Origin of the sequence: Pseudonocardia sp. KRD291 (assembly GCF_019263595.1) — a bacterium.
Classification (GTDB): Bacteria; Actinomycetota; Actinomycetes; order Mycobacteriales; family Pseudonocardiaceae; genus Pseudonocardia.
In genome coordinates this window covers 1-16,612 of record NZ_JADQDD010000125.1, presented here as the reverse complement: position 1 = coordinate 16,612, position 16,612 = coordinate 1, and the positions used below count along the sequence as shown (strand labels likewise).

Annotated in this window: 18 protein-coding genes; 4 read left to right on the top strand and 14 right to left on the bottom strand. The window is 71.3% G+C overall.

Annotation, left to right across the window (positions count from 1 at the left end):
- A partial coding sequence (locus I4I78_RS17970) for an endonuclease/exonuclease/phosphatase family protein (protein ID WP_218612501.1) occupies positions 1-1,040 on the top strand: 1,040 nt, incomplete at its 5' end.
- Positions 1,041-1,083: 43 nt separating this feature from the next.
- Here I4I78_RS17970 and I4I78_RS17965 read toward each other — a convergent pair.
- The 4 genes from I4I78_RS17965 to I4I78_RS17950 all read right to left on the bottom strand — a co-directional run bounded on the left by I4I78_RS17965 (position 1,084) and on the right by I4I78_RS17950 (position 4,804).
- Positions 1,084-1,587, bottom strand: a complete 504-nt coding sequence (locus I4I78_RS17965) for a carbonic anhydrase (RefSeq protein ID WP_218612500.1) — start codon at positions 1,585-1,587, stop codon at positions 1,084-1,086.
- A gap of 153 nt (positions 1,588-1,740) precedes the next feature.
- A complete protein-coding gene (locus I4I78_RS17960) occupies positions 1,741-2,820 on the bottom strand; it encodes an aspartate-semialdehyde dehydrogenase (protein ID WP_218612499.1) in 1,080 nt (359 codons plus the stop codon).
- Positions 2,821-2,826: 6 nt separating this feature from the next.
- On the bottom strand, positions 2,827-4,092 hold the full coding sequence (locus tag I4I78_RS17955; RefSeq protein WP_218612498.1) for an aspartate kinase: 1,266 nt from the start codon (positions 4,090-4,092) through the stop codon (positions 2,827-2,829).
- A 196-nt stretch (positions 4,093-4,288) separates the two neighbouring features.
- Entirely contained in the window at positions 4,289-4,804 is a 516-nt protein-coding gene (locus I4I78_RS17950; protein ID WP_308252197.1) for a CGNR zinc finger domain-containing protein, read from the bottom strand.
- A 322-nt stretch (positions 4,805-5,126) separates the two neighbouring features.
- On the opposite strand from I4I78_RS17950, the gene I4I78_RS17945 reads away from it, so the two are divergent.
- On the top strand, positions 5,127-5,312 hold the full coding sequence (locus I4I78_RS17945; RefSeq protein ID WP_218612497.1) for a zinc transporter Slc39a7: 186 nt from the start codon (positions 5,127-5,129) through the stop codon (positions 5,310-5,312).
- A gap of 64 nt (positions 5,313-5,376) precedes the next feature.
- On the opposite strand, the gene I4I78_RS17940 is transcribed toward I4I78_RS17945, so the two are convergent.
- Positions 5,377-5,682: a hypothetical protein gene (locus I4I78_RS17940; RefSeq protein WP_226379923.1), complete on the bottom strand. Its 306-nt coding sequence runs from the start codon at positions 5,680-5,682 to the stop codon at positions 5,377-5,379.
- Positions 5,683-6,027: 345 nt separating this feature from the next.
- Here I4I78_RS17940 and leuA point away from each other — a divergent pair, with 345 nt between their 5' ends.
- Complete coding sequence (leuA, locus tag I4I78_RS17935; RefSeq protein WP_218612503.1) at positions 6,028-7,779, top strand: 2-isopropylmalate synthase; 1,752 nt, start codon at positions 6,028-6,030, stop codon at positions 7,777-7,779.
- 53 nt (positions 7,780-7,832) lie between these two features.
- Here the strand turns inward: leuA and I4I78_RS17930 are convergent, their stop codons facing one another.
- The 7 genes from I4I78_RS17930 to I4I78_RS17900 all read right to left on the bottom strand — a co-directional run bounded on the left by I4I78_RS17930 (position 7,833) and on the right by I4I78_RS17900 (position 14,853).
- Positions 7,833-8,978, bottom strand: a complete 1,146-nt coding sequence (locus I4I78_RS17930; protein WP_218612496.1) for an ABC transporter ATP-binding protein — start codon at positions 8,976-8,978, stop codon at positions 7,833-7,835.
- Positions 8,979-8,988: 10 nt separating this feature from the next.
- A complete protein-coding gene (locus I4I78_RS17925) occupies positions 8,989-9,996 on the bottom strand; it encodes an ABC transporter ATP-binding protein (protein ID WP_218612495.1) in 1,008 nt (335 codons plus the stop codon).
- Complete coding sequence (locus I4I78_RS17920; protein ID WP_218612494.1) at positions 9,993-10,922, bottom strand: ABC transporter permease; 930 nt, start codon at positions 10,920-10,922, stop codon at positions 9,993-9,995. Before I4I78_RS17920 ends, I4I78_RS17925 begins: the two co-directional genes overlap by 4 nt.
- Positions 10,919-11,923 carry an ABC transporter permease gene (locus I4I78_RS17915; RefSeq protein ID WP_218612493.1) on the bottom strand — a complete coding sequence of 335 codons (1,005 nt, stop codon included), beginning with the start codon at positions 11,921-11,923 and terminating at the stop codon, positions 10,919-10,921. Before I4I78_RS17915 ends, I4I78_RS17920 begins: the two co-directional genes overlap by 4 nt.
- 65 nt (positions 11,924-11,988) lie before the next feature.
- Entirely contained in the window at positions 11,989-13,656 is a 1,668-nt protein-coding gene (locus I4I78_RS17910) for an ABC transporter substrate-binding protein (RefSeq protein ID WP_218612492.1), read from the bottom strand.
- Between the two features lie 119 nt (positions 13,657-13,775).
- On the bottom strand, positions 13,776-13,961 hold the full coding sequence (locus I4I78_RS17905; RefSeq protein ID WP_218612491.1) for a DUF397 domain-containing protein: 186 nt from the start codon (positions 13,959-13,961) through the stop codon (positions 13,776-13,778).
- Positions 13,939-14,853, bottom strand: coding sequence for a helix-turn-helix transcriptional regulator (locus tag I4I78_RS17900; RefSeq protein WP_218612490.1), 915 nt, complete (start codon positions 14,851-14,853; stop codon positions 13,939-13,941). The genes I4I78_RS17905 and I4I78_RS17900 overlap by 23 nt, the downstream gene beginning before the upstream one ends.
- Positions 14,854-15,149: 296 nt before the next feature.
- On the opposite strand from I4I78_RS17900, the gene I4I78_RS17895 reads away from it, so the two are divergent.
- Positions 15,150-15,353, top strand: a complete 204-nt coding sequence (locus I4I78_RS17895; RefSeq protein WP_218612489.1) for a hypothetical protein — start codon at positions 15,150-15,152, stop codon at positions 15,351-15,353.
- Between the two features lie 126 nt (positions 15,354-15,479).
- Here the strand turns inward: I4I78_RS17895 and recR are convergent, their stop codons facing one another.
- Both recR and I4I78_RS17885 read right to left on the bottom strand, forming a co-directional pair.
- Positions 15,480-16,097, bottom strand: coding sequence for a recombination mediator RecR (gene recR, locus I4I78_RS17890; RefSeq protein WP_218612488.1), 618 nt, complete (start codon positions 16,095-16,097; stop codon positions 15,480-15,482).
- A gap of 1 nt (position 16,098) precedes the next feature.
- Positions 16,099-16,437: a YbaB/EbfC family nucleoid-associated protein gene (locus tag I4I78_RS17885; RefSeq protein WP_226379924.1), complete on the bottom strand. Its 339-nt coding sequence runs from the start codon at positions 16,435-16,437 to the stop codon at positions 16,099-16,101.
- Between the last annotated feature and the right edge of the window lie 175 nt (positions 16,438-16,612).

The following is a 16,612-nucleotide window of genomic DNA, read 5'->3' as shown; positions in this document are numbered from 1 at the left end:
TCCGGGCACACTGGTGGGTGATGAGCGCTCCTCCCCGGCCGGATGCGGCCACTCAGCCGAACCGTCGTGGCCGCGCCCGCCCGACGGGCCCGTTGCGTTGGCTGGCCGCCCTGCTGCTGACGGCACTGGCCGCGGTCGCGGTGGTGCCGGACCTGCTGTTCGGGATGGACCGCTTCCCCCCGTTCGCGCAGACCGTCGCGTTCCGGACGGTCCTGCTGGTCGGGCTCGTGGTCGTCGTCGTGTCCTTCGCCGTGGCCACCGTGTTCCGGCGCGGGCTGTGGCCGGTCACCGCCGGGCTGGCCGTGGTCGCCGTGCTCGGCGGCGGGATGGTCCTGCCGCGCACGGTCGCCGACACGCCGCCGCCCTCCGGGACACCGCTGAAGGTCCTCGCGCTCAACGTCTTCGAGGGCGAGGCCGACGTGGACACCCTCGCCGCGCTGATCCGCACCGAGGCGCCGGACGTGGTCTCGATCCCGGAGTCCGGGGGACGTTTCGCGGGCGAGCTGGATCCGCTGATCGCGCCGCTGGGCTACCGCACGGTCGCCTCGGTCTCCGCCCGACGACAGGACGTCGCCGGCGTCACCCTGGCCGTCTCGGAGCGGATGGGTGAGGTGCAGACGCGGACCGGCCGGGGCCGCCCGTTCCCGTTCGTCGAGGCCACCGGCGGCGCTCTGGGCGACCTGCGCTTCGTTGCCTACCACTCGGTGGCCCCCACCCGCGGCAGCGTCGACGAATGGCGCTCGGACCTCGACCTGCTGCGGCAGTGGTGCCAGGGCCCGACCCCGGCCGTGCTGGCCGGCGACTTCAACGCCACGCTGGACCACTCGGTGCTGCGCGAGGGCACCGCGGGCTGCGGCGACGCGGCCGCGCAGACCGGCAACGGCCTGGTCGGCACATGGCCGAACTGGGCACCCCGCTGGCTGGGCCCGCAGATCGACCACGTGTTCGGCACCGACGGGATCGCCGCCGAGTCCTTCGACGTCCGCGACGTCCCGGGCACCGACCACAGAGCGATCGTCACCACCCTGCGGATCCCCTGACCGCCCGAGCCGCAGGGCCGACCGGGCCGGCTCGCAGAGACCGTCAGGCCGGGGTGACCTCGGTCAGGGTGAAGGTCTCGATGTCGAGGACGAAGCCGCGCACGCTCATCTCGGGGAGCAGGAACGGGTCCGTGCGCAGGCGGGTGATCCCCCGGCCGACGTTCGTGGCCGCGTCGGCGAACGACTGCGGGCGCCAGGACGGGACCAGGCCGGTCTCCCGCGCCAGCTCCTCGGAGAACTCGTCGTCGGTGAACGTGGCCATGCCGCACCCGGTGTGCGCCACGAGCAGCACCTCCCGGGTGCCGAGCTTGCGCTGGCTGATCACCAGGGACCGGACGACGTCGTCGGTGACCACGCCGCCTGCGTTGCGCAGCACGTGCACGTCCCCGGGCTCCAGCCCGAACAGCGTCTGCTCGTCGATCCGGCAGTCCATGCAGGTCAGCAGCGCGGTGTGCAGGGACGGCGCGGCGGCGAGGCCGGCGGCCGCACCGGCGCACCGATCGCGACCGCCGGCGTCGTGGCGGCGCAGGAGTTCGTCGTTGCTCACGCGGTCCAAAGTATCGGGTTCGGGCCATACGACAGCAGTCCCGGACCCGATCGTGGGAGCCGTCTCACACCGCTGACCAGCCGTTCCGGTGTGTGCAACGCACGACGTCGCCGGGACCCGTGCGGATCCCGGCGGCGTCGGTGGAACGGGGCGTCAGCCGGCGGCGGCCACCGTCTCGGCGACCTCGTAGGTGTTGAGCGCGGCGCCCTTGCGCAGGTTGTCCCCGCACACGAACAGCTCGAGGGTGTTCGGGAAGTCCAGCGCCTGCCGGATCCGCCCGACCCAGGTCGGGTCGCCGCCCACGGCCTCGGCCGGCGTCGGCCACTCGCCCTTCTCCGGGTCGTCGCGCAGCACGATCGACGGCTGCGCGGCGAGCACCTTGCGGGCGGCGTCGACGGAGACCTCGCGGCCGAACGTGGCGTGCACCGAGAGCGCGTGCGTGGTGACCACCGGGACCCGGACGCAGGTGGCGGACACCTTCAGCTCCGGGATGCCGAGGATCTTGCGGGCCTCGTTGCGGACCTTGAGCTCCTCGGACGACCAGCCGTCCTCCTTGACCGAGCCGGCCCACGGCACCACGTTGAGCGCCAGCGGGGCCGGGAACGGCGACCCGGCGGCGGAGCCGACCGGCACGCCGGCCGCGGTCAGCGCCGCGGCCACGTCCCCGCCGGTGACGCCGAGATCCTTGCCGGCCACCGCCGCGATCTCGGCGTAGAGCTGGTCCACGCCGGGCTGCCCGGCGCCGGACGCGGCCTGGTAGGAGGCCACGACGATCGCCTGCAGGTCGAACTCGCGGTGCAGCGCGCCCATCGCCGCCATCATCGACAGCGTCGTGCAGTTGGGGTTCGAGATGATCCCCTTGGGCCGTTCGGTGACCTTCTCCGGGTTGACCTCGGGCACCACCAGCGGCACCTGCGGGTCCATCCGGAACGCTCCGGAGTTGTCCACCGCGATCGCGCCGCGCGACGCCGCGATCGGCGCCCACTCGGCGCTGACCTCGTCCGGCACGTCGAACATCGCGATGTCGACGCCGTCGAACACCTCGGGCTTGAGCTCGAGGACGGTGACGTCCTCGCCGCGGACCCGGAGCACCTTGCCCGCCGAGCGCGCGGAGGCGATCAGCCGGATCTCCGACCACGGCACCGACTCGCGCGAGTCCAGAATGTTGATCATCGTGGTGCCGACGGCACCGGTCGCGCCGACGAGGGCGAGTACGGGCTTGTCCATTCCCATGTCAGGTCACCGTCCCGTTCCGCCGGCGACGACGGCGTCGTCCTCGGCACCGAGCTCGAACGCCTCGTGCAGCGCCTTCACCGCGTCGTCGAGCTGGTCGGAGCGGCAGATCACCGAGATCCGGATCTCCGAGGTGTTCATGGTCTCGATGTTGATGCCGGCGTCGGAGAGCGCTTCGCAGAACTTCGCGGTGACGCCCGGGTGGTTGCGCATCCCGGCGCCGACCAGCGAGACCTTGCCGACCTCGCTGTCGTAGAGCAGCTCCTCGAAGCCGATCACCGACTTGGCGTTCTCCAGTACCGAGACGGCCTGGTCGCCGTCCGTGCGGGGAAGGCTGAACGTGATGTCGGTCCTGCCCTCGCTCTCGCGGGAGACGTTCTGCAGCACCATGTCGATGTTGATCTCGGCGTCGGCGACCGTGCGGAAGATCTTCGCCGCCATCCCGGGGGTGTCCGGCACGCCGGTGATCGTGATCTTGCCTTCGGACCGGTCGTGCGCCACGCCGGTGATGATCGGGTTCTCCAACGGAATCTCCTCGATCGAGCCGGAGACCAGCGTGCCCGGCTTGTCGTTGTAGGAACTGCGCACCCGCAGCGGGACGCCGTAGCGGCGGGCGTACTCGACGGCGCGCAGGTGCAGCACCTTCGCGCCGGACGCGGCCAGCTCCAGCATCTCCTCGTAGGTCACCGTGTCCAGGTGGGTCGCCTTGGACACGATCCGCGGGTCCGCGCTGTAGATGCCGTCGACGTCGGTGTAGATCTCGCAGACGTCGGCGTTCAGCGCCGCGGCCAGCGCGACGGCGGTGGTGTCCGAACCGCCGCGGCCGAGCGTGGTGATGTCCTTGGAGTCCTCGCTCATCCCCTGGAACCCGGCGACGAGCACGATGTGGCCCTCGTCGAGGGCCTCGCGCAGCCGGTAGGGGTTCACCTCGATGATCCGGGCGTCCCCGTGCTTGGACGTCGTCAACATCCCCGCCTGGGAGCCGGTGAACGAGCGGGCCTCGGCACCGAGGGAGTGGATCGCCATCGCCACGAGCGCGTTGGAGATGCGCTCACCCGCGGTGAGCAGCATGTCCATCTCCCGCGCCGGCGGCTTCGGGGAGACCTGTTCGGCGAGATCGGTCAGCTCGTCGGTCGTGTCACCCATCGCGGACACCACGACGACGACGTCGTGGCCCTCTTTCCGGGTCCGGACGATCCGCTCGGCCACCTTCTTGATGCGATCCGCGCTCTCGACCGACGATCCGCCGTACTTCTGCACGACGAGGGCCACACCGACCTCCTGTCCTGGCCCCGCCCGGTCGGCGGGTCCTTCGGATGTCCATCGCAGGCGAGACGCCGGCGACGCTGGTCGGAACGGCACATTACCGGCGGAGGGCACCCGATTTCAGGATCTGTGGGCGAGACGATGACCGATCCCACACGCCCGGGTGCCCCGAGCCGCCCCGCCGCCACGCCGGACGGGGGGGTCAGCTCGCCCGGGCGCGGTGGCGACGTACGCCGTCGCGGTTCGCGCAGCGCGTCGAGCAGTAGCGGCGGCGGCCGGTGCGCGAGGTGTCGGCGTAGATCAGGCGGCACTCGTCGACGGCGCAGCGGCCGAGCCGGTCCATCCCGCGCCCGGCCAGGTGCATCGCGGTGCCGGTGGCGATCAGGGCGTGCAGCACCCCGGCCAGCGAGAGGTCGGCGTCGCGGTAGTGCAGGTGCCAGTGCCCGTCGTGGTCGGTCAGCCGCGGGTGCGCGGTACCCGAGGCGAGCAGGACGTTGAGCCGCTCGGCCCGGTTCGGGCCGGGGTCGGCGTCGACGACGTCGGTCCAGCGCGCGAGCAGCGCCCGGACCCGGACCAGGTCCTCGGGCCCCGGTGTCCACTCCCGGGACAGACCGGCCTCGAGACACCGGGTGACGAGCTCGTCGACGCTCTCCGGCGGGTGGTTGGCCAGATCCGCGGCCAGGCACACCGGATCGTGTCCGTAAGGGTTGATGTGCACTGAGCCATTACAGCACGCTCGTTCCATGAGCGAACCGCTGCCGCACCGCTGGACCGTCCGGTCCCGGCATCCGACGAGCGAGGGCGTGGTGCGCTACGAGTCCTGCCACTGCGGAGCCGTCCGCATCCGCACCGAACCCGTCGACGGCGTCACATGCGATCTGCCGCAACGCCGCCACCAGCGCATTTCTGGTGCCATCCGGCGGCAACAGGAATGTGCTGGAGACAGTCGCGATCGTCTTCCGCGATCACGGACGCAGCCCTAGCGTTCCGCGCACGACGGCGTCGCAGCGGCGCCGAACACCCGGCGAGGAGGAGTTCCGATGAGCACCGCCGTGCACACCCACGAGCACGACCACGACGGCTCGACCCACACGCACGCCCACGTGGAGCACGCGCACTCCCACGTCGAGCACGCGCACGAACACAGCCACGCCGACGGCAGCACGCACGCCCACGAGCACGCGCACGACGCCGCCGTCACCGACGAGCACGAGCACGCGCACTAGACGGACCGGGACGCGAGGCGGGGCGCGGTCGAGCGCTCCGCCCCATGCCCGTCCGGGCGGGCGGTCAGGCGATCCGGCGCACCAGCCGCACGACCAGGGTCGTGACCAGCAGCCAGACGATCGCCGCGACGCCGTAGTTCAGCGTGACGGCCATCTTGGGCTGGTCCGGGGTGAACAGGTTCCCGAGCCCGAGGTTGAACATCGCCGACCACTCGGCGACGAACTGGGTGACGAAGTTCGCGGGGTTCGCGTCCAGCAGCGTGAACACGATGTGTATCACCAGGATCGCGACGATCACCATGCCGACGATGCGGAGCAGGCTGGCCAGGAATCCGGCGCCCCGTCGCGCCGTCGTACCCACCGTGGACATTGGGACCTCCCCGAAGTGACAGGCGACATCCTGACACGGAGATCACCACTGGCCCTACCAACGAGTAGACCCGGCCCGAGGTTGTGACCACTTCGTTGCCGTGACCTCTTCGTTGTGACCGACCCGATCGGGTTGCCGCGCAGCGGGCGGTTCGGGTTACGGTAGGGACATGGCGCGCCTGCTCCTTCGCCGCCGCGGCGGGGTCTGACCGACCGGCCCCTCGTCGCGGGGCTTCTGCGTGCTCGCCGGTCGTCCACCGGCCGCGCCCTCACCAGCAGGGCCACATCCAGGAGCATCGAAGTGACGAGCACTCCCGACGCGTTCATCTCCGGCAACCCGAGCAGGATGCGTACACCCGACCGCCCTGCACCGCAGGAGCAGGCTCCGTGGAACCCGCAGAAGGGCTCCCACATGCCGTTCGGCCGCTACAAGCCGTTCCACGAGCTGGTCGAGCCGGTATCGCTGCCGGACCGCACGTGGCCGGACAAGCCGATCACCACCGCACCGTTGTGGTGCGCGGTCGACCTGCGCGACGGCAACCAGGCGCTGATCGACCCGATGAGCCCGAACCGCAAGCGCCGCATGTTCGACCTGCTGGTGCGCATGGGTTACAAGCAGATCGAGGTCGGGTTCCCGGCCGCCAGCCAGACCGACTTCGACTTCGTCCGCGAGATCATCGAGAACGACGCGATCCCGGACGACGTGCAGATCCAGGTCCTGACCCAGGCCCGCCCGGAACTGATCGAGCGCACGTTCCTGGCCTGCGAGGGCGCGCCGCGGGCGATCATGCACCTCTACAACTCGACGTCGGTGCTGCAGCGCCGGGTCGTGTTCCGCTCCGACCGCGCCGGCATCGCCAAGATCGCCACCGACGGCGCGGAGGAGGTCGCCCGCTTCGCCGAGAAGTACCCGAACACCGACTGGACGTTCGAGTACACGCCGGAGTCCTACAGCGGCACCGAGCTGGAGTACGCCGTCGACGTGTGCAACCAGGTCAGCGCGATCTGGCAGCCGACACGGGCGAACCCGATGATCGTCAACCTGCCGTCCACGGTGGAGATGGCGACGCCGAACGTCTACGCCGACTCGATCGAGTGGATGCACCGCAACCTGGCGCGCCGCGACGCGCTCGTGCTGAGCCTGCACCCGCACAACGACCGGGGCACCGGCGTCGCCGCCGCCGAGCTGGGCTACCAGGCCGGTGCGGACCGGATCGAGGGCTGCCTGTTCGGCAACGGCGAGCGCACCGGCAACGTCGACCTGGTCACCCTCGGGATGAACCTGTTCACCCAGGGCATCGACCCGCAGATCGACTTCTCGGACCTCGACGAGGTCCGCCGCACCGTCGAGTACTGCAACCAGCTGCCGGTCGCCGAGCGCCACCCGTGGGGCGGGGACCTGGTCTACACCGCGTTCTCCGGCAGCCACCAGGACGCGATCAACAAGGGCCTCGAGGCGATGCGCGTCGACGCCGCCGCGGCCGGGCACGACATCGACGAGCACCCGTGGGAGGTCCCGTACCTGCCGGTCGACCCGAAGGACATCGGCCGGACCTACGAGGCCGTGATCCGGGTGAACTCGCAGTCCGGCAAGGGCGGCATCGCCTACATCATGAAGGCCGAGCACCAGCTGGACCTGCCGCGCCGGCTGCAGATGGAGTTCTCGCACGTCATCCAGAAGTTCACCGACACCGAGGGCGGCGAGGTCGAGCCGAAGGCCATGCGCGACGCCTTCGACATCGAGTACCTCGACCGCGAGACCCCGCTGCGCCTGGTCAAGCACCGGGTGACCAGCGACGGCGAGGGCAACGACGAGATCGTGGCCACGGTCCGCGTGGAGTCCGACCTGCACGAGATCACCGGCAGCGGCAACGGCCCGATCGCCGCGTTCGTCGACGCGCTGGCCGGGATCGGGTTCGACGTCCGGGTCCTCGACTACCACGAGCACGCCATGGGCGGCGGTGACGACGCCCGGGCCGCGGCCTACGTCGAGTGCGCCGTCGAGGGCAAGGTCTTCTGGGGCGTCGGCATCGACAGCTCGATCACGAGCGCGAGCCTCAAGGGCGTCGTGAGCGCCATCAACCGCGCCATGCGCTGACGCGCCCGTGCGCGGTTATCGCTGCTCCGGCGACGATAACCGCGCACGAGGGCTCAGCGGCCCAGGAACTCGGTCAGGGAGCCGCCCTGTTCGGGGGCGGCGGGGCCGGTCCCGGACGACTGGTCCACCGCCTCGGGCGCGACCTCGTGCCGGGTGATCCGGCCGTCGCGGATCGCCTCGGCGTGGTGGCAGGCCACCCGGTGCTCGGGGCCGGCTCCCTCGGGCACCCGCAGCTGCGGACGCTCGGTGTCGCACCGGTCCGCCTGACGCCAGGGGCAGCGGGTGTGGAACCGGCAGCCCGACGGCGGCGCCGCCGGTGACGGGAGGTCGCCGGTGAGCAGGATCCGTTCCCGGTCGTCCTCGACCTGCGGGTCCGGCACCGGGACGGCGGAGAGCAGCGCGCGGGTGTAGGGGTGCAGCGGGTCCGAGTACAGGTCCCCGGCCGGGGCCTCCTCGACGATCCCGCCCAGGTACATCACCCCGACCCGGTCGCTCACGTGCCGCACGACGGCCAGGTCGTGCGCGATCACCAGGTAGGTCAGCCCGAGCTCGCGCTGCAGCCGGGACAGCAGGTTGAGCACCTGGGCCTGCACCGAGACGTCCAGTGCGGACACCGGCTCGTCGGCGACGATCAGGTCCGGCTCGACGCACAGCGCGCGGGCGATCCCGATCCGCTGCCGTTGCCCGCCGGAGAACTCGTGCGGGTACCGGCGCAGCGCCCCGGACGGCAGCCCGACGGCGTCCATCAGCTCGGTCAGGCGCGCCCGGTCGGCCTCGCCGCCCCTGCTCAGCCCGTGCGCGCGCAGGCCCTCGGTCAGCAGCGACTCCACCGACTGGCGCGGGTCCAGGCTGGACAGCGGGTCCTGGAACACCATCTGGAACCGACGACGCATGCGACGCAACGGCTCGCCCTTCAGCGTCGCGACGTCGGTGCCGTCGAACAGGACACTGCCCGAGGTCGGGTCGACCAGCCGCAGGATCGCCCGGCCCAGCGTGGACTTGCCGCAGCCGGACTCGCCGACCAGGCCGTAGGTCTCGCCGCGGTGCACCCGCAGCGACACCCCGTCGACGGCGCGGACGTGCCCGACGGTGCGCTCGAAGAGCACCCCGCTGGTGATCGGGAAGTGCACCGCGAGGTCGTCCACCTCGAGCAGCAGGTCGGTGTCCGTCACCGTCGTCGCGTTCTCGGTCGAGGTCATCGCATTCCTCTCACGCCGACGTCGCCGGGACGGGGTTGTGGCAGCGCAGCAGGCGCGACGCGGCCGTCTCCACCCCGGGCGTCACCTCGGTGCAGCGCCCGATCTCGCGGGGACACCGCGGGGCGAACGCGCACGCGGTGTCCCACGGCAGGTTGTCGTTGACCGAGCCGGGGATCGCGGGCAGCTCGAGCTCCGGGTCGGAGTCCAGCCGCGGGATGGAGCCGATCAGCCCGTGCGTGTACGGGTGGCGCGGGGTGGCGAAGAGCCGGTGCCGCTCCGCGCGCTCGACGATCCGGCCTGCGTAGAGCACGTTGACCCGGTCGCAGAGCCCGGCGACGACGCCCAGGTCGTGGGTGATCATCATCAGCGCGGTGCCGGTCTCGGCGACCAGCTCGCGCAGCAGCTCCAGGATCTGGGCCTGGATCGTCACGTCCAGTGCGGTGGTCGGCTCGTCGGCGATCAGCAGCCGGGGCCGGCACGCCAGCGCGATCGCGATCAGCGCGCGCTGCCGCATGCCCCCCGACATCTGGTGCGGGTAGGACGTCACCCTCCGCGCCGGGTCCGGGATGCCGACCCGTTCGAGCAGCGTGATGGCCTCGGTGCGGGCCGCCTTCTTGTCCATCCCGCGGTGCCGGGTCAGCGCCTCGGTGATCTGCACCCCGACCGGGACGACCGGGTTCAGCGAGGACAGCGGGTCCTGGAACACCATGCCCAGGTCCCGGCCGCGACGTTCGCGCAGCGCCGAGTCGGACAGCGCGAGCAGGTCGTCGCCCCCGAAGCGGACCTCGCCGCCGACCTTCGGGCCGCGCCCGGGCAGCAGGCCCATGATCGCCAGGGAGGTGACCGACTTCCCGCAGCCGGACTCCCCGACCAGGCCGACGACCTCGCCGGGCTCGATGTCGAACGAGATGCCGTCGACGGCGACGGTGTCCGGCTCGCCGCGACGGGTGAACCGGACCGACAGGTCGCGGACGTCGAGCAGCGGCCCGTCCCCCGACCGTGCGCCTGCGGGGGTCATCGGCGCCCCTTCGGGTCCAGTGCCTCGCGCAGGGCCTCGCCGAACAGCGTGAACCCGAGCGCGACGACGATGATCGCCAGCGCGGGGTAGAGCGCGAGCGCGGGCCGGACGTCGAGGTAGGGCTGGGCGGTGGCGAGCATGAGCCCCCATTCGGCGCGGGCCGGGTCGGCGTCGCCGAGCCCGAGGAACGACAGCGCGGCCGCGTCCAGGATCGCGGTCGCCAGGGTCAGCGTGGCCTGCACGATCACCGGGCCGATCGCGTTGGGCAGCATGTGCCGCACCACGATCGCCGGCCGCTTGACGCCGAGCGCGGTCGCGGCGAGCACGTGGTCGGACTCGCGCTGGGCGAGCATCGACCCGCGCAGCAGCCGGGCGAAGATCGGGACGTTCACCAGCGCCACCGCGATGATCACCGTGGTCTGGCTGGGCCGCGCCGCGAGCGCGGCCACCGAGATCGCCAGCAGCAGCGACGGGATGGACAGCAACACGTCGGTGACGCGCATCAGCACGGTGTCCGCCCAGCCGCCCACGGCACCCGCGACGACACCGATCAGGACGCCGAACACCAGCCCGAAGACCGTGGCCAGCACACCGACCAGCAGCGTCTGGCGCGAGGCCAGGATCATCCGGGAGAACTCGTCACGCCCGTTCTGGTCGCTGCCCAGCGGGAAGCCGTCCTGCGCTCCCGGGATCTCACCGGGCCGCAGACGGTCCAGCAGCTGCGGGAACGCCTCGGCCGGGCCGTGCGGGGCCAGCAACGGCGCGAACACCGAGATCAGCACGAACACCGCGATGATCACGGCGCCGGTGATCGCGACCGGGTTGCGGCGCAGCCGGCGCAGCGCGTCCGCGCCCAGGCTGCGGCCCTGCGCGGTGTCGTCGATCCGGGCACGGCGACGCCGCGCCCACGTGGTCGGAGCACTCATCGCAACCTCACCCTCGGGTCGATCAGGGCATAGGACAGGTCGACGAGCAGGTTCACGATCACGTAGATCAGCGCGCCGAGCAGCACGATCGCCTGCAGACGTGGGTAGTCGCGCCGCTCGATGCCCTCGGCGATCAGCGTGCCGAGGCCGCCCCAGTTGAACACCTTCTCGGTGAGCACGGCGCCGGCCAGCAACAGGCCGGTCTGCAGACCGATCGTGGTGGACACCGGCAGCAGCGCGTTGCGCAGGACGTGCCGGCCGCGGACCGTCCCCGGCGCGAGCCCCTTGGCGTTGGCGGTGCGCACGAAGTCCGAGTCGAGCACGTCGAGCACCGACGCCCGGGTGATCCGGACGATCACCGCGAGCGGGATCGTGGCCAGCGCGATCGCCGGCAGCACCAGGTGCGCGATGGCGTCGGCGCTGGCGTCGAACTCGCGGGTGAGCAGCCCGTCCAGGATCGCGAACCCGGTGACCCGGGTGGCGTCGAGGTCGACGGCGAGGCGCCCGGACGGCGGGAACAGGTTCAGCTCCACGGCGAAGATCTGCTTGAGCACGTAGCCGAGGAAGAACACCGGCACCGCGACGCCGACGAGCGTGCCCAGGATCGTGACGTTGTCCCACGGGCGCCCGCGGTACCGGGCCGCCAGGTAGCCCAGCGGGATCCCGGCCAGCACCGCGATCAGCAGCGCCGTCACCGACAGCTCGATCGTCGCCGGCAGGGCCCGCCCGATCTCGGCGAGCACCGGGTCACCGCTGATCAGCGACGCCCCGAAGTCCCCGCTCAACGCCCGCCCGAGATAGCGCAGGTACTGGATCGGGATCGGCTGGTCCAGACCCAGCGTGCGGTTCAGCGCGGCGATGCCCTCCGGCGTCGCCTTGTCCCCGAGCAGCGCCCCGGCCGGTCCGCCGGGCAGCGAGCGCAGCCAGGCGAACAACAACACGGACAGGATCAGCAGCGTCGGGACGACCTGGACGAGTCGTCGCACGACGAAGCGCAGCATCGTTCCCCCTCATTCCCCCCGGCCGGACGGGCCGCCGCGGGGTACCGCGGCGGCCGATCCGCTCTCTACTGCTGCTCGCTCTTGCTGACCGTGACGAACCGCTCGTCGGTCAGTGGGGAGGGGACCAGGCCCTGGATGTTCCCCTTGACCACGATGGCCGGGCCGGTGGTCAGGATGGGGACGGCGGGCAGGTACTTGCTCATCAGGTCCCGGTTGACCTGCTGGTAGGCCGCCGTGTGGCCGGCCGGGTCCGGGATCGAGTCGGCCTTGGCGAGCGCGGCGTACATCGCCGGGTCGTTCTGCCCGAACTCGGCCTTGGGCCGGCCGAAGAACGTGCCGACGAAGTTCCCGGCGTCGTTGTAGTCGCCGGTCCAGCCGAGCATGTGCAGGTCGTGCTTGCCGGCCTTCTGCACGTCGTCCTTGTAGCCGCCGTTCCACGGCCGGGCCACCGGGTTGACCTTGATGCCGACCGCGGCCAGGTCCGCCGACATCGCGGCGAACAGGTCGGCCGGGTTCGGCATGTAGGGCCGCGTGACCTCGGTCGGGTAGTAGAAGTTCAGCGTCGGGTTCGGCTGCCCGGCCTCGGCGAGCAGCGCCTTGGCCTTCGCCGGGTCGTACGGGTACGTCGTGACGTCCGGTGCGTACCCGGCGACGGTGTCCGGCATGAACTGCGTCGCGACCTGGGTTCCCTCGGGCATCTTGGTGCGCACCAGCGCGTCCCGGTTGATCGCGTAGGCGATCGCCTGGCGCACCCGCAGGTCCTTGAGTGCCGGGTTGTTCTTCGGGTTGATGCCGAGGTAGAGCAGGCTGAACGGCTTGCGCACGAGAACCTGGTTGCCGGCGTCCTTGAGCGTCCCGTAGTCGGCGGGCGAGGGGAGGTCGTAGCCGTCGATGGTGCCGGCGGCGAGCTCCTGCTTACGGGCGTTCTCGTCCGGGATGATCTTGAAGATCAGCCGGTCGAGCTTGGCCTTCTCGCCCCAGTACTGGTCGTTGCGGACCATGGTGATCGTCTGGTTGGCCTTGTCGTAGCTCTCGAACTTGAACGGCCCGGTGCCGGTCGGGTGCTCGTTGGCGTAGGCGGGGTAGGTGAACGAGTCACCGCTCTGGGTCACCGCGTCCGCGTTGTACTGCTTCAGCGCCGTCGGGCTGGAGATCGACAGCGAGGTCAGGCCGAACGCGGCCGGGAACGCGCCCTTGAACTTGTTCAGGTTCAGTACCGCGGTGTTCGCGTCCTTGGCCTGGCAGTTCTTGTAGACCGGCGACCCGGACGCGTCGCCCTCGTTCTTGGCGAAGCCCTCGAACACGTCGCCGTAGTAGATCATCTGGCTCTGGGCGGCGGCGCCCTTCATGTTGAACCAGCGGTCGAAGTTCGCGCAGACCGCGGCGGCGTTGAAGTCGGTGCCGTCGTGGAACTTGACGCCCGGGCGCAGGGCGAACGTCCACTGCTTACCGTCCGGTGTGGACGTCCACGATGTCGCCAGCCCGGGCTCCAGCTCGGTGGTGCCGGCCTTGTACGTGATCAGCGTGTCGAACATCTGACGCGCCGGCCGGAAGCTCTCCCCGTCGTCGTTGAAGATCGGGTCGAAGTTCTTCGGGGCGCCGGCGGCGCCGAAGACCATCGTTCCGCCTGCCGCACCGCCTCCGGCGTCCCGGTCGGACGTCGCGCAGGCAGTCAGGGATACCGCGAGCAGACCGGCCGTGAGGGTGGCGACCAGGCGTCGGGGAACACTCATTCAGGTGACCTCGATGGTGAGTCGGGGCGAAGCGTCGGGTGACGAACGACGGTATAGCCCAGCTTTACCCGCCGGTAGGTCCTGACGTCACGGTTCGGGAACGACCCTGCGCGACCGGCTCAGCGCACGTCCTCGACGTCGCCGCGGCGGATCCCGTCGCAGAACGACGCCCACTCCGCGCGGGTGAAGACCAGCGGAGCCTGGTCGGTCTTGGTGTCGGCGACGGCGATCCCGCCGTCGGGGTGCACCCCGACGGCGACACAGTTGCCCAGGTGGCAGTAGCTACTGACCCGGTATTCGATCAACGTCGGCCCCCTCGCCGGACAGGTGCAGCTCGCGGTAACGGAGCAGAGTCTCCCGTGAGGTCTCCGGGTCCTGCGCGCGGGCCCGGACGTCGTCGAGGATCGCGCGGTAGAGCCGGACGTCGACGGGGTCGGAGAGGTACGTGTCGCCCGCGTGGCTCTCGGTGTAGACGAGGTCGGAGCCGCGCTCGTCCGGGATCTCCAGGATCGAGAACTGGCCGGAGTGCGCGCGGTGCATGCCGGCGTCGAAGGGCAGGACGTGCAGCACCACGTTCGGCATGTCGGCGAGCTCGAGGAGCCGCTCCATCTGTCCGGCCATCACCGAGGGGCTGCCGACGACCCGGCGCAGGGCCCCCTCGTCGATCACGTCCAGCAGACGGACCGGACCGTCCGCGGAGACCAGGGCGCGCTGGCGGTGCCGGCGCAGCTCGACGAGACGGTCGATCTCCCACGACTCGTGCCGCGGCAACAGCGCCTCCAGGATCGAGCGGGTGTAGCCGGGGGTCTGGGCCAGGCCGTGCAGCACGGCGAGGTCGAACGAGGCGATCCCGGCCGCGTCGGTCTCCAGCGCCGCGTAGCGACCCGGGCTGTCGAGCACGAAGCGTTCCGCCGAGAGTCCGTCGGTGTAGGTCTCCCACCAGCCCCGGGACCGGCTCTCGTGCACCAGACGTCGCAGCATCGCCATCTCGAGGTCCGCCGTCACGCCGTAGATCCGGAGCAGGTCCTCGACGTCGCGCGGCTTCGGGATGCCCTTCCCGTTCTCCAGACGGCTGATCTTGGACGTGGAGCAGCTCAGCTTCCTGCCGACCTCGTCGAGCCGCATGTCGGCGTTCCCGCGGAGTCGTCGCAGCTCGGCACCGAGTCGCCGGCGCGCACCGGTCGGTTCGTGCTCCACCCGATCCCCCTGCCCTCGGCCGCTCGTCGCAGTCCGGATCCGGCCGCGGCGGTTCGTCTCTTCGGGTAGCACATGTGCAATCCCATCGCTGTGCAATTGCACATGGCGCTGATGTGCGGCACTCTACCCATAGGCGGGCCAGAGACCGCGATCACACTCTGCGGGCTCGTCCGGCGTCCGTCACCGGCACGACGAGCAGAGGAGATCGTGATGATCCGCAGTCACCGTTCGCACCGCGCACCGGAGGTCCACCGGGCCGGGAAGTCCCCGGGGGCGGCCCAGGGCAGGTGGTCACCATGACCGCACTGATCATGTTGGTGGTCATCGGCCTGGCCGTCCTCGTGCTGACCGGCATCGTGATCGGGGTCGTCGACTCCGCACAGCGCCGGGCCTGGCGCCGGATCGCCGCCGAGCGCCGGGTCAGCTGGGAGCAGCGCCGGCAGCCGCGCGGGCCCCGCCGGTACCACGTCGACGCGTGGGCCGACGAGGACACCGACTGACCACCGGCACCGCACACGCACCACCGGGAAGGACCGGCGCCGCAACGGGGGGTTGTCGCGCCGATCGGCCGGCCGCGCCCACGGGCGAGGCCGGCCACTTGTGTCTTCGGCCGAGCTACGGCCGGTCTACAGCGCCCGGCGCCCGGCGAGGGCGCGGCCGAGCGTCATCTCGTCGGCGAACTCGAGGTCGCCGCCCATCGGCAGGCCGGACGCCAGCCGGGTGACCGAGAGCCCCGGGAAGTCCCGCAGCAGACGCACCAGGTAGGTGGCCGTCGCCTCGCCCTCGGTGTTCGGGTCGGTGGCGATGATGACCTCGGAGATGTCGGTCTCGTCGGCGGCCGGTCCGGTGCCGCCGAGACGGGTGAGCAGCTCGCGGATCCGCAGGGTGTCCGGACCGACCCCGGCCAACGGGTCCAGCGCGCCGCCCAGCACGTGGTAGCGGCCCTTGAACTCCCGGGTCCGCTCGACCGCGAGGACGTCCTTGGGCTCCTCGACCACGCAGACCAGCGTGGGGTCGCGCCGGGCGTCGGCGCAGTAGCGGCAGCGCGTGTCGGCGGCGACGTTGCCGCACACCTCGCAGAACTGGACGCCCTGCTTGACCGTCTGCAGGACGTCCTGCAGACGGCTGATGTCGGCCGGGTCGGCGGCGAGCAGGTGGAACGCGATCCGCTGGGCGCTCTTCGGCCCGACCCCCGGCAGCCGGCCCAGCTCGTCGATCAGGTCCTGGACCGGCCCCTCGAACACCTCAGGCGCCCGGAAGGCCCAGGCCGCCCATGTCCATGCCTCCGGCGAGCGGGCCCATCTTCTCGGCCTGCAGCGCCTGCGCCGCGCGGACCGCGTCCTGCAACGCCCCGGCGACGAGGTCCTGCAGGGTGTCCACGTCCTCGGGGTCCACCACCTTGGGGTCGATCTTCACCCCGCGCGGCTCCAGCTGTGCGGTCATCGTGACCTCGACCAGTCCGTTGCCGGCCTGGCCGGTGACCTCGGCGGTGGCCAGTTCGGCCTGCGCCTCCTGCAGCTGCTGCTGCATCTTCTGCGCCTGCTGCAGGATCATCTGCATGTCGGGCTGACCCGGTTCCACCAGCGAACTCCTCGCTTCGACGAACTCCTCGCGCCCGTCCGGCGCCGGTTACCCCGCGGGGACGAATCCCCGACACGGCCGACGCGACGTGGCCTGCTCGCCAGGGTAGCCGTGTCAGGGTGTCGCCCGTGTCCGCCCCGCTCCGCATCGCCGCCGCTCTGCTGGCCGGTACCGCCCT